The sequence below is a fragment of the Moorena sp. SIO4E2 genome (genome assembly GCF_010671945.1).
Taxonomy (GTDB): Bacteria; Cyanobacteriota; Cyanobacteriia; order Cyanobacteriales; family Coleofasciculaceae; genus Moorena; species Moorena producens.
This window is the reverse complement of the sequence record NZ_JAAHIE010000227.1, coordinates 1-11,060: the sequence shown is the minus strand read 5'-3', so window position 1 is coordinate 11,060 and position 11,060 is coordinate 1. Positions and strand designations below refer to the sequence as shown.

14 protein-coding genes and 1 tRNA gene are annotated in these 11,060 nt (G+C 47.3%); 7 read left to right on the top strand and 8 right to left on the bottom strand.

Features of this window, described 5'->3' with window-relative positions:
• Positions 1 to 487: 487 nt before the first annotated feature.
• Positions 488 to 733 carry a hypothetical protein gene (locus F6K37_RS21440; RefSeq protein WP_008186613.1) on the top strand — a complete coding sequence of 82 codons (246 nt, stop codon included), beginning with the start codon at positions 488 to 490 and terminating at the stop codon, positions 731 to 733.
• 538 nt (positions 734 to 1,271) lie between these two features.
• Here the strand turns inward: F6K37_RS21440 and F6K37_RS21435 are convergent.
• The 3 genes from F6K37_RS21435 to F6K37_RS21425 form a co-directional block, all read right to left on the bottom strand.
• Positions 1,272 to 2,243 carry a Ycf66 family protein gene (locus F6K37_RS21435; RefSeq protein WP_287252010.1) on the bottom strand — a complete coding sequence of 324 codons (972 nt, stop codon included), beginning with the start codon at positions 2,241 to 2,243 and terminating at the stop codon, positions 1,272 to 1,274.
• Positions 2,244 to 2,438: 195 nt separating this feature from the next.
• Positions 2,439 to 2,558: a photosystem II reaction center X protein gene (psbX, locus tag F6K37_RS21430; RefSeq protein WP_071986908.1), complete on the bottom strand. Its 120-nt coding sequence runs from the start codon at positions 2,556 to 2,558 to the stop codon at positions 2,439 to 2,441.
• A 248-nt stretch (positions 2,559 to 2,806) separates the two neighbouring features.
• Complete coding sequence (locus F6K37_RS21425) at positions 2,807 to 2,956, bottom strand: hypothetical protein (RefSeq protein WP_287252007.1); 150 nt, start codon at positions 2,954 to 2,956, stop codon at positions 2,807 to 2,809.
• A 59-nt stretch (positions 2,957 to 3,015) separates the two neighbouring features.
• Here F6K37_RS21425 and F6K37_RS21420 point away from each other — a divergent pair, with 59 nt between their 5' ends.
• Entirely contained in the window at positions 3,016 to 3,300 is a 285-nt protein-coding gene (locus F6K37_RS21420; protein ID WP_008186608.1) for a YggT family protein, read from the top strand.
• A 39-nt stretch (positions 3,301 to 3,339) separates the two neighbouring features.
• On the opposite strand, the gene F6K37_RS21415 is transcribed toward F6K37_RS21420, so the two are convergent.
• Both F6K37_RS21415 and accC read right to left on the bottom strand, forming a co-directional pair.
• Entirely contained in the window at positions 3,340 to 3,465 is a 126-nt protein-coding gene (locus F6K37_RS21415) for a hypothetical protein (protein ID WP_287252005.1), read from the bottom strand.
• A 325-nt stretch (positions 3,466 to 3,790) separates the two neighbouring features.
• Entirely contained in the window at positions 3,791 to 5,137 is a 1,347-nt protein-coding gene (accC, locus tag F6K37_RS21410) for an acetyl-CoA carboxylase biotin carboxylase subunit (RefSeq protein WP_008186605.1), read from the bottom strand.
• 333 nt (positions 5,138 to 5,470) lie between these two features.
• On the opposite strand from accC, the gene F6K37_RS21405 reads away from it, so the two are divergent.
• Positions 5,471 to 5,551, top strand: a tRNA-Leu gene (locus F6K37_RS21405).
• Between the two features lie 90 nt (positions 5,552 to 5,641).
• Positions 5,642 to 5,803, top strand: a complete 162-nt coding sequence (locus tag F6K37_RS21400; protein ID WP_287252003.1) for a hypothetical protein — start codon at positions 5,642 to 5,644, stop codon at positions 5,801 to 5,803.
• Between the two features lie 4 nt (positions 5,804 to 5,807).
• Here the strand turns inward: F6K37_RS21400 and F6K37_RS21395 are convergent, their stop codons facing one another.
• Positions 5,808 to 6,617, bottom strand: a complete 810-nt coding sequence (locus F6K37_RS21395; RefSeq protein ID WP_008186603.1) for a creatininase family protein — start codon at positions 6,615 to 6,617, stop codon at positions 5,808 to 5,810.
• Between F6K37_RS21395 and F6K37_RS21390 the strand changes: the two genes are divergently transcribed.
• Complete coding sequence (locus F6K37_RS21390; protein WP_131827281.1) at positions 6,612 to 6,809, top strand: hypothetical protein; 198 nt, start codon at positions 6,612 to 6,614, stop codon at positions 6,807 to 6,809. The two genes, F6K37_RS21395 and F6K37_RS21390, sit on opposite strands and share 6 nt — an antisense overlap.
• Before the next feature lie 228 nt (positions 6,810 to 7,037).
• Here F6K37_RS21390 and F6K37_RS21385 read toward each other — a convergent pair whose 3' ends face one another.
• On the bottom strand, positions 7,038 to 7,346 hold the full coding sequence (locus F6K37_RS21385; RefSeq protein WP_287252000.1) for a hypothetical protein: 309 nt from the start codon (positions 7,344 to 7,346) through the stop codon (positions 7,038 to 7,040).
• Positions 7,347 to 7,774: 428 nt separating this feature from the next.
• Here F6K37_RS21385 and F6K37_RS21380 point away from each other — a divergent pair, with 428 nt between their 5' ends.
• Positions 7,775 to 9,124 (top strand): ATP-binding protein, encoded by a 1,350-nt coding sequence (locus tag F6K37_RS21380; protein ID WP_287251999.1) that lies wholly within the window; start codon positions 7,775 to 7,777, stop codon positions 9,122 to 9,124.
• On the opposite strand, the gene F6K37_RS21375 is transcribed toward F6K37_RS21380, so the two are convergent.
• Positions 9,090 to 9,278: a hypothetical protein gene (locus F6K37_RS21375; RefSeq protein ID WP_287251996.1), complete on the bottom strand. Its 189-nt coding sequence runs from the start codon at positions 9,276 to 9,278 to the stop codon at positions 9,090 to 9,092. The two genes, F6K37_RS21380 and F6K37_RS21375, sit on opposite strands and share 35 nt — an antisense overlap.
• Positions 9,279 to 9,284: 6 nt before the next feature.
• On the opposite strand from F6K37_RS21375, the gene F6K37_RS21370 reads away from it, so the two are divergent.
• Positions 9,285 to 11,060 carry an nSTAND1 domain-containing NTPase gene (locus tag F6K37_RS21370; protein ID WP_287251994.1) on the top strand — a complete coding sequence of 592 codons (1,776 nt, stop codon included), beginning with the start codon at positions 9,285 to 9,287 and terminating at the stop codon, positions 11,058 to 11,060.

Sequence of the window (11,060 nt, the reverse complement as noted above, 5' to 3'; positions counted from 1 at the left end):
CATTGCGACTGATGTTTTCTAGTCTTCGTCTTTGTTCGATTGTCAGCAGCACTTTATCTCTACGACCTCTTCCCATTTTTTTGACCTCAAATAATCATCCTTCTATTCCACTATTTTAGCTGTGCCACGCCACTACGCACTGTTCCCTGTTCCCTACGCGAACTAATAATCAGTGTTCCAGGTCTTTATAGCGGTTTTTAATCTAGTAAGGTACAAGTTTTTGAGGTGCGACCCGTGGCGAATTTAATTCGCCAAGGTCAAGCGCACCTAAGGTTTTAGGGAGCAGGGAGCAGGGAGCAGGGAGCAGGGAGCAGGGAGCAGGGAAGAGGGAAAAAAATATGTGTACCTCATGAGGATAAAAAGCGCTATAGTAATTAATATCAACGTGGACTAACCCCCACCTGGACGAACGCGCCCCGCGTGGCCTACGGCCAGGTGGGGGAATGCGTCACACGGTCTGTTCAAACAGCGGTGTCAAGATTTAGATTTGCCTTCGGACTTTTATCAACCAATCTTGCTCCATGCCAAAATTAATGACGATGGAGCACATGAAGACATTACCGAGGTTTTGTTGGCAGACGTAGCCTATGTTTCACCAGAAGACCAATTAGTGGTAAAGAAGAACATGACTGCTCTGATGGAATCTATGGTGCTACGGACTCACGAGATTTTGGATTATTATGGCAATCCACAGAACCGAATTCCCCGCTGTTTTGATAGCATAGGGTGCTAAGCATTCAGCCCTCAGCCCTCAGCGGTCAGTGGTCAGCCCTCAGCCCTCAGCCCTCAGCCCTCAGCCCTCAGCCCTCAGCCCTCAGCCCTCAGCCCTCAGCCCTCAGCCCTCAGCCCTCAGCCCTCAGCCCTCAGCCCTCAGCCCTCAGCCCTCAGCCCTCAGCCCTCAGCCCTCAGCCTTTAGCCCTCAGCCTTTAGCAGATAACTGATAACTAATAGCACCTCAAGTAGCGTGCCCTTAAGCTGATAGCTGATAGCTGATAGCTGATAGCTGATAGCTGATAGCTGATAGTTGATAGCTGATAGTTGATAGCTGATAGCTGATAGCTGATAGCTGATAGTTGATAGCTGATAGCTGATAGCTGATAGCTGATAGCTGATAGCTGATAGCTGATAGCTAATAGCTAATAGCTGATAGCTGATAGTTTATAGCTGATAGCTGATAGCTGATAGCTGATAGCTGATAGCTGATAGCTGATAGCTAATAGCTGATAGCTGATAGCTGATAGCTGATAGCTGATAGCTGATAGCTAGTTTTATTAGTACTCAAACGGTCCTAACGGCTCATCATCTTCCTCAGACAGGTCGATGGGTTTGTAATCCACATAATCGTTTTGGTCTGAGTAGTTAGAGGATGTTTCCTCCCTTGGGGTGGTACGACGCTTTCTTTCCCTTGAGGCTATCTGTGAGTCATAGTTTTCTGAGTCATAGTTTTCTATAGATTCACGACCGGAACGGCTACGGCGAACGGGTCTGTCTTCTCTATCTCTATCTAGATCTCTGTCTAGATCTCTGTCTAGATCCCGATCTAACTTAGCCTCCCAAGTGTCTACAGATCGTTCTACAGGTCGTTCCACAGATTGTTCCGAAGGACGAGAACGTCTACTACGATATGGTCTGTCTTCCCAATCACTATCTAACTTAGCCTGCCAGGTCTCTCTAGGTCGTTCTGAAAACTGACCATTAGAACGAGGGCGGCGTTTACGCGTCCGCTCTTCTAGCCTAGATTCCTCTGAACTCCCTCGACTCCTTGGTGGACGGCGGGTTTCTGCTTCATAACGGTCTATGCGCCTTTCCCTGGAATCTGCTGTGGGCCGCAAGCGAGGGTTGGAGTATTGCTCCTCTACCGGCTCTAGTTCATCGTATTCATCATAAACATTAGCCTCTTGTGGTTCTTCGCGGTAATAGTTACGGCTAACTGGTCGCTGGCGGTCTTCAAACCCAGCATCTTCCCGGGCTTTTTTAGTGGCAACGCCCCGTAACCGCAGACTTTCCACACCAAAAAATATTGCTGTACCGCTCAACAACAGCTGACTCAACTGCAAAATTGGATCGAGTCGCCATCCCTGAGTCACCAGAATAAAGCCACAAACTACCCCGACCACAGTGAAAAAGATATCATGGTCTCTGGCTAGTTCTGGACGGACCGAGCGCAGGAAATAGAGTCCTGCTCCGGCAAGCATCAAGAATATGCCCAAAAGGCTAGCTGAATTAAACCCAAAATTTACCATTGCTACTCTCCTATGGTCAGTTTTATGGTAGCGAGTTATTGGTCTTAAACTCTACTGTAACTGGAGAACAACAATTTTACTCCTGGATCAGGAGAGATTGTGAATACAAAAATTGAGCGGGTTGTGAACCCACTCAATTTCCTGCTATCGAAGCTCCGCCTTATTTCGTTAAAGGCATAGATAGTAGGGATTTCGTTATGAGCGTTGGATCTTATCGCTCTGGCTAAAGACGATTAGTGCCACAGTGGCAGGAATAACCACAATGGCAGTACCCAAAAGTAAACTCCACAAAAAGTTGGCTAATGAAGGTGTCATAAAAACTCCTAGTTAATTTGTAAATCTTGTTTGTGATGCTCCTACACTTCCCAATCGGGTAAGTGTTAGACATGATTGCTTTCCCCCATGCCACTGCCGGTTCCCTATTGGAGCAGAGGTGAGGCTTGGTGAGGGGTGAACTAAGAACATGATACTATTATTGAGAAAGTTTAAATTAAATTAACTACAATCACAAGGACGCCCGTAAGCCACCTACCCACCTAAGGCGGCACGTAAGCTATCAGCTATCAGTTATCAGCTATCAGCTTATCGGTTAGGTCACAGGCTGGAAGCCTGTGCCACGGTAATCTTCGCGCAGCGTGCCCGTAGCGCAATCGGCGCTTTTGAATAAAATAAGCTGACCACTGACCACTGACCACTGACTGCTCACCGCTCACCGCTCACCGCTGACGGTGCCACCAGCAATACATTTGTGATCATTAAGATTAAATAAGCCATGACTGCTGCTACGATTGCTATCTGGACTCTTGGTCCGTTACTCGGACTAATGATCTTTTTGTTTATCTTTCGCATTGTTCTGACCTGGTATCCTCAGGTAGACCTAAATCGTTTGCCATTTAATCTAGTAGCTTGGCCAACGGAACCCTTTTTAGTGCCAATGCGCAAAATTGTGCCTCCCATTGGTGGGGTTGATATTAGCCCAATTATTTGGGTAGGGATTTTCAGCCTGCTGCGGGAAATTCTTTTAGGTCAGCAGGGAATCCTGAGGATGATGATCTAGAAGGTTGGAGGTTGAAGGTTGGAGGTTACAGGTTGGAGGTTACAGGTTGGAGGTTGAAGGTTGAAGGTTGAAGGTTGCAGGTTGTTTGGTTGAAGGTTGAAGGTTGGAGGTTACAGGTTGTAAGTTACAGCTTGCCGGTTGCAGGGGTAATGGGTAACCATTCACTTACCCCCAATGGTTTTAGCTTTGGCCAAAAGGCCACGCTACGCGAACGCAGCGAGAAGCCCCACGCCTGAAAGTGAAATGTCAGGGTGGGACAGGGCGTATAAACGGTTGAAGTATAACAAGACGCGATCGCTAATTACCAAGGACTTACTTTCGTCTTTCTTCCTACTTCCGTAAGCATATGCGCGTAGCGCATATGCTGAATGCTGATAGCACCTCAAGTAGCGTGCGCGTAGCGCATATGCTTACCTACTTCTGCCCTCTGCCTTCTGCCCTCTGCCTTCTGCCTTCTGCCTTCTGCCCTCTGCCTTCTGCCTTCTGCTGTTCAGGTCATCATCTCCTTCTCGACAAAATTGGTATAGACCTGACCCTCAATAAAAGCTGGTGTCTCTAGGATTTTTTGATGGAAAGTGAGGGTGGTGGTGACTCCGGTAATGGCACACTCCCTTAAGGCTCGTTTCATGCGCTGAATGGCCGCATCACGGGTGGGACCCCAAACGATTAATTTCCCAATCAGAGAGTCGTAATAGGGGGGAATTTCGTAATCGGGGTAAACATGGGAATCCATGCGCACCCCTGGTCCTCCTGGTGGTAGGTAAGCACTAATTCGTCCTGGTTGGGGACGGAAACCGTGGTCTGGATCTTCGGCATTGATCCGACATTCGATGGCGTGACCTTTGAGAGTAACTTGGTCTTGGGTAAGGCTTAGTTTATCCCCTTCAGCAATTTTAATTTGTTCGGCGATCAAGTCTAGACCGGTGATCATCTCGGTGACTGGGTGTTCTACCTGAATTCGGGTGTTCATTTCCATAAAGTAGAATTCACCAGAGGCATCTAAGAGAAACTCTACTGTACCAACTCCGACGTAATTGATGGACTTAGCGGCCATTACCGCAGCATTACCCATTTTTTCCCGCAATTCTGGGTCAAGCACTGGGCTAGGGGCTTCTTCCAGTAGCTTTTGGTGACGCCGTTGGATCGAGCAGTCTCGCTCACCCAAGTGGATTGCGTTGCCGTGACTATCAGCTAAAATTTGAATCTCGATATGGCGAGGGCGTTGAATAAATTTTTCAATATATACCCCGCCATTACCAAAGGCAGCTTGGGCTTCCCCTTGAGCAGCTTGGAAGAGTTTAATCAATTGGCTGTCATCCTGTACCAGGCGCATACCCCTTCCTCCACCACCAGCAGTGGCTTTAATCATGACAGGATACCCAATTTGACGTGCGATCGCATGAGCTTCTTGCTCAGAGCTGACTAATCCATCACTTCCAGGTACTGTGGGCACACCCGCTCGTTGCATGGTTTCTTTGGCCGTAGATTTATCTCCCATGGCCCGGATCGCTTCTGGGGTAGGACCGATGAAGGCAATCTGATGATCAGCACAGATTTCAGCAAAACGGGCATTTTCTGATAGGAAACCATAGCCTGGATGAATGGCAGTGGCGTTGCGAGTGAGGGCAGCAGAAATAATATTGGGTATATTTAAATAACTTTTGTTGCTGGGGGGGTCCCCGATACAAACCGCTTCATCGGCCAGTTGGACATTAAGAGCATGTTGGTCAATGGTCGAGTGAACTGCAACGGTGGGAATCCCCATCTCCTCACAGGTTCGGATAATCCGTAAGGCAATTTCCCCACGATTGGCAATTAATATCTTTGAAAATTTCATAAAATAGCTTGGCTATATAGGGTTTTTAGTTGAGATGTAAAACTAGGATTGATGGGGAAGTGTGGGAAGTGTGGGAAGTGTGGGGAGGGTGGGGAGAAAGGTCGGTGTGGGGAGGGTTGGGAAATATAGTAAGTGTGGGGAGGGTGGGGCGCAACATGGTTTATAAACTATTAAGGGTTTTTTTTGTCTTAATCCCTAATGCCTAGTGCTATCATGCCTAAATTGAGTTTACCCGTCAATTTAAGTTTCACAGCAATTTTGACAGTAATTTTATGATCCAGGCTTTGCAGCTCAGTACTGTTGTATGTTATCCTAAGAAACGGTTAGCAAATCGCGGATGTGGTGGAATGGTAGACACGCACGCTTGAGGGGCGTGTGGCGAAAGCCATGCGAGTTCGAGTCTCGCCATCCGCATTGATCAGCCAAGAGTTCTAGGCAACTTCCCAACGGGGAGCTTCGGCTCAGGGCAGAAGAAAAATAGATGAAAACATTATCATAAAAGGGATGCAGCACTATGGGACAAGGGCGCACCATTGCCTATTGCCTCTTGCCTCTTGCCTATTCCCACACTCTTCTTCCCTCCCCTTCTCCCCACACTTCCCACCCTCCCCACCCTCCTCAGACTTCCGATTCCCGATTCCCGATTCCCGATTCCCGATTCCCTAAGCAATCACCTCTTCGTCACATCAGGCTGCTGAAACCGATAGATATCGCGAATCACGTTTACCCAACCATCACAAAGAGAGGCTAATAAGCGATCGCCTTTTTCCTCACTTGCTGCTGTGGCATCCCCGAGTACTCCACTCTGAGTCAGCCCCTTGGTCAGCCAAGCAAAGGACAAATTTCCTTCCATACTCAATAGACTATCTTCGGGCAATCCCTGGGGATATTCCTTTACTGCCCGATCCATTTTCACTTGACCGGGGAGTAGACAGAGCATGAGACTAGTTTCTAAATCCCCCCCATGAATCCCTAATTCTAATTCTTTCTGGGTAGCTAATTCCTTGGCCATGTTAGGCACGCCCCAGGTAAACAAGGGAAATACCATAAAATCTTCATGCTTGTGGTGAATATCCCGTGCTGCAATTTCCATCACTTGGGGTTGTCCGCCATGGGAATTCATCAGTACTAACTTCCGAAACCCACACCGATAGATACTATCAGCCATTTCCATCAGCACCGCTAGTAAGGTTTGAGCACTAAGGGTAATGGTGCCAGGAAAATGCCAATGCTCATTGGATTTGCCGTAATAAAGGGGAGGTAAGGCATAAGCCGGGATTTCTGGGTCTAAGCAGCCTAAGGCTTTGCCCAAGACTCCCACCCCAATCGCCGCATCTACAATCAGCGGTAAATGGGGGCCATGCTGCTCAATGGAAGCGACCGGCTGAATAATCACAACATTTTCTTTGTCTGGCATCTGTTCGATATCAGTCCAGGTCAGATAAGGGAAAAATCGTTCCGGAGGAATGAAATTATGCATAAGAGTGTGGGGAGGGTGGGAAGTGTGGGAGGTGTGGGGAGAGGGAAAAAATCCTCTGTAGTTCATAGGTATGAGAAACCCTATATAGTAGAATACTTTGCCCACCGGACTTTAATTAGTATTTTTTTACACTCAGGAGGTTCAGAGGTTCGTTCACGAGGTTCAGAGGCTGATGCGATCGCACTTACTTAAATTAGCCTACCCTTAGTGCTATAGTTTTTTACTCAGGACTTACCCACAGAATCCATGGGTAGGGTGGGCAAGGTTTTGCCCACCCTACAGGTAGCTACCCTTAGTGCTATAGTTTTTTAATTATCAAGCATCAAAGCTCGATAACCAGCTTGAACAAGGCGTTCCATACAAATAATGGTCATGTTCCATAGCCCAGTCTGATGGTGCTTCAACTGTTCCGGCAAATCCTTATAACACATCCCAGGCATTTTGGCTAGTAACTACTGTTGTCACTTCTGTCTCAATAGCAATCGCGTAGCGCTTGCCGGGTTCGAGATTAACAGTTCTGTCTAACCGTAAAACCTCACCATCGAAGATAGCTGTTACTACAGGTATCTTTCGAGCTTCTGTGCTGTCAGCAGGTTGAGTTTTAACATCTTGGCGGAGGTGAATTTCCTGTATTAGGTCTGCCCAGCTAAAATCTTCTGGTAATTTATCGATTAATCTACGTGCTTCTTCTTTGAGATTCAGGCTTGCCATAAATTTTATCGTAAGCATTCAGCCGTCAGCCGTCAGCCGTCAGCCATTCGCGTTTGCGAAGCGTCGGCTTTGCCGAAAGCTTGGCCTATGGCCAAGGCCAAGGCTCACGCTGCTTGAGGTGGTTATTTTATTCAAAAGCACCTCAAGTAGCGCATTAGCTGATAGCTGATAGCTGATAGCTGAATGCTTACATTTTATCCTCCAAGTCATTAAGCTAGTGGGATCACTTTGGCTGATCAGGCTCACAGGCTCAATCACCAGGCTCACAGGCTGATGCGATCGCACTAGCCTAAATTAGCCTACCCTTAGTGCAATGGATTACTATAGACAAAAATAACCTATTAGTGTACCCAAAAACGAATTAGAACTCGCAGCATTACTAATGATACATATACAGTCTTGAACCCTTGATGAGCTGACACCCCACACCCCACACCCCACACCTGATGACTCTAAATTTCACCGAGTTTTACAAAGCCACTAACCCCAGCAAAACCCTTGATCTAACCCAGCCAGAAGACCAGAAGCTCTATATCGATTTTTCTTCTGTCCGGGGGGGAGCACTGATTGAGCAACTGAAAGCGCAAATTACTCTATTCTCCGAAGACCAGCCCACCTGTCAATTATTTACCGGACATATTGGTTGTGGGAAGTCTACGGAATTATCTCGACTCAAGGCTGAGTTGCTAGCAGAAGACTTTCATGTGGTTTACTTCGAGTCGGATCAGGACTTGGAAATGAACGATGTGGATGTGGGGGATATTTTATTAGTTATTGCTCGCCAGGTCAGTGAAAGTTTGGAAGCTAGCCAGGTTAACTTACAACTAAAAGGCTTTAAAGCTTTCCTACAGGAAATTAACACATTGTTGGGTTCCGATGTGACTGGGGTTGAGGTTAAGATTCCCAAGGTTGGTGAGTTTGGGGTCAAGGAAAAACAGGGAGAGTATTCCTTATCGGCAGGAATTGCCAAGATTACCACCAGAGCCAAAAATAGCCCAACCTTGCGTAATCGGTTGCGGGATTATATCGAACCTCGTACCAAAACCATTATTGATGTGATTAATACCGAGTTGATTGAGCCTGCGATCGCTCAACTCCAACACCAGGGAAAACGGGGACTAGTGGTAATCGTGGATAACCTTGACCGAGTGGAAATTGTGCCCAAGCCTTGGGGCAGACCACAACCGGAATATTTATTTGTAGACCGGGGAGAACAGTTGCGCCAACTCCACTGTCATGTGATTTATACCATGCCCCTAGGGCTACGATTTTGTAATGATATCGTCCGGCTTACCAATCGTTTCGGGGTTGAGCCGAAGGTGTTGCCCATGGTGCCAGTGAAGCAACGGAATGGTAAGGAGTGTGAGGAAGGAATGGCAAGGCTCAGAGCGATGGTAATGGCTAGAGCTTTCCCAAAGCTAGCATCAGCGCAACGGTTGCAGGGAATTGGGGAAGTGTTTGATGCACCAGAAACCCTTGACAGACTCTGTTCTATCAGTGGTGGCCATGTGCGGGAGTTACTGGCAATGATTCGGGATTGGATTATGGTGGAGGGCAAGTTACCGCTATCCTGGGCAGGGTTAGACCAGGTTATTCGTAGTCGCTGTAATAAAATCCGATTAGCAATTGATGAAGAGGAGTGGAAATTATTGCGTCAGGTTCATCAGAACCAAGAAGTAAGTGGTGACGACCATTATCGAGTGCTGGTGCGTAGTCTATTTGTGTATGAGTACTATGACACTCAAGGGTCTTGGTTTACCGTCAATCCGATTCTGTTAGAAACGGGGAAGTTGTAGTGTAGGGAATCGGGAATCGGGAATCGGGAATTGGGAATTGGGAATCGGGAATCGGGAATCGGGAATCGGGGGAAGAGTTTTGGAGGTGCGGGAAGGGTGGAGAAGGTGAAAAGTCAGACCTTGAATTTAGAAACACGATAACACCCATTGCCATAACTCTATGACTAATCGTCAGCCACAGAAGCATAACCAACAAGCTGATCATCAACAGCTATTGAAGCAGTTGGCTTGGGCAATGGAAATGGGAGCCAGTGAACAGGAATTTTCCTTAATCTTTGCCCATTGTAATTATACCCAGTGGCGAGAGCAGTTGATAAAACAGCTGGCCGAGGTTTGTTCCGTAGAGATTCTCCCGATTGGCCTAACTTCCAATATCACCCAACTCTACAGGACGATATACAGCAAGATTCAATCCCAACTGGCACAACAACCGACCCAAGGCATTATGGTGTATGGCTTTGAGGTAGTCAGAGACCTTGAGCAACTGCTGAAATTAGCCAATCGAGTCCGGGAAGAGTTTCGGAAACAGTTCCATGTGCCGGTTTTATTTTGGGTAGATGACCGAGTATATTCCCAATTCCTGCGCTCGGCCAGGGATTTGGCCAGTTGGGGAACCGGTTCACCCCTAGACTTTCAAATCTCTAGCGCTAATGTAATCGAATTTATCCAACAGGTTACTGATCTTGGGTTTACTCAAGTCTTAGCCGGTGGAGCTGCTGACGTTCTTAACCATAAACATAATCTCAGTAACCAGCAGCTGGCTGACTTACGCTGGGCTTGGCAAGACTTGCAACATCGGCAGGTACAATTAGCCCTAGATTTAGAAGCCAGTGTCGAATTTATCCTAGGTCGAGGAATTCCCCATAATCTCAACCAGTCCCAACGGCATTATCAAAGAAGTTTAAAGCTATGGGAAGATCTCCTGCGAGCTTACCCTTCTCCCGACCCCGAACATCTGATCCGATACGGATGTGTTCTGTTCCATATGGGGCAATTGTACCGTACCTATGCCGATCAAGACCGGAATCAGGATATTCAACATTGCCTAAGGGCTAGAGACTATTTTTTGCGATCACATCAAGCCTTTGAGAAAGCCCAGCGTCCCAACTTAGTCGCTAAGTTTATCAATCCCTTGGGGGAAATTCTACAAAGACTAGGGGAATGGGATGAATTGGAGCAGTTAGGGAAAAAAGCCAAAGCCCTCCATAAAAAATATCCCAACCCGGTCTGGCTTGCCCATGATTACGGCTTTCTAGCTGCAGAAGTAGCCATAGCTCGCTCCCAATGGTCTCGGGTCAAGGAGTTGGCAACTCAAGCACTGGACATCCTTACCAAGGCCAAGAATTCTGTTCAACTCCCTGGTGACCTGAGCCGGCAGCAGTTGGAGTGGGCGTGGGGACTTCATCAAGGTTGGTATCGCTTATCCTTAGCGAAAGCCTACAAGCATCTCGGTCAACCTCAGCAGGGGATTGACCATCTTAAGCTTGCCAAAGACCAAACCCTACCTAACTTTAATCCTGATCTATATATTAAAATTCTGGCAGAATTGCGACAGCTCTACTTTGATCAAGGGGAGTATAAAAAAGCCTTCTCAGTTAAAGCATACCAGCAATCAATCGAGTATCAGTTCCGATTTCGGGCATTTGTGGGCGCTAGTCGATTGTCCCTCAAGGAAGGAATCAGGGATATTCAGGTAACGGCAGAGGACAAGCAGCGAATTGTGGCTGATCAAATTGCTGCCTCTGGTCGAGAGCAAGGGATTAATGACTTACTTGAGCGTATTGGTCGCAAAGACCACAAACTAACGGTAATTTGTGGCTCCTCCGGTGTGGGTAAAAGTTTTCTACTTCAGTCTGGTTTAATTCCTAGATTACAGCAAGAGATTATTGGCGCTCGGGATGTGGAGCCAGTGTTGCTGACAGTTTATAACCGGTGA

Coding starts and splice junctions, on each gene's coding strand:
- accC (WP_008186605.1), bottom strand. CDS start 5,137: ATGAAATTTTCAAAGATATTAATTGCCAATCGTGGGGAAATTGCCTTA.
- F6K37_RS21370 (WP_287251994.1), top strand. CDS start 9,285: ATGACTAATCGTCAGCCACAGAAGCATAACCAACAAGCTGATCATCAA.
- F6K37_RS21375 (WP_287251996.1), bottom strand. CDS start 9,278: ATGGCAATGGGTGTTATCGTGTTTCTAAATTCAAGGTCTGACTTTTCA.
- F6K37_RS21385 (WP_287252000.1), bottom strand. CDS start 7,346: ATGCTTACGATAAAATTTATGGCAAGCCTGAATCTCAAAGAAGAAGCA.
- F6K37_RS21435 (WP_287252010.1), bottom strand. CDS start 2,243: ATGGTAAATTTTGGGTTTAATTCAGCTAGCCTTTTGGGCATATTCTTG.
- F6K37_RS21420 (WP_008186608.1), top strand. CDS start 3,016: ATGACTGCTGCTACGATTGCTATCTGGACTCTTGGTCCGTTACTCGGA.
- F6K37_RS21395 (WP_008186603.1), bottom strand. CDS start 6,617: ATGCATAATTTCATTCCTCCGGAACGATTTTTCCCTTATCTGACCTGG.
- F6K37_RS21400 (WP_287252003.1), top strand. CDS start 5,642: ATGCAGCACTATGGGACAAGGGCGCACCATTGCCTATTGCCTCTTGCC.
- F6K37_RS21390 (WP_131827281.1), top strand. CDS start 6,612: ATGCATAAGAGTGTGGGGAGGGTGGGAAGTGTGGGAGGTGTGGGGAGA.
- psbX (WP_071986908.1), bottom strand. CDS start 2,558: ATGACACCTTCATTAGCCAACTTTTTGTGGAGTTTACTTTTGGGTACT.
- F6K37_RS21380 (WP_287251999.1), top strand. CDS start 7,775: ATGACTCTAAATTTCACCGAGTTTTACAAAGCCACTAACCCCAGCAAA.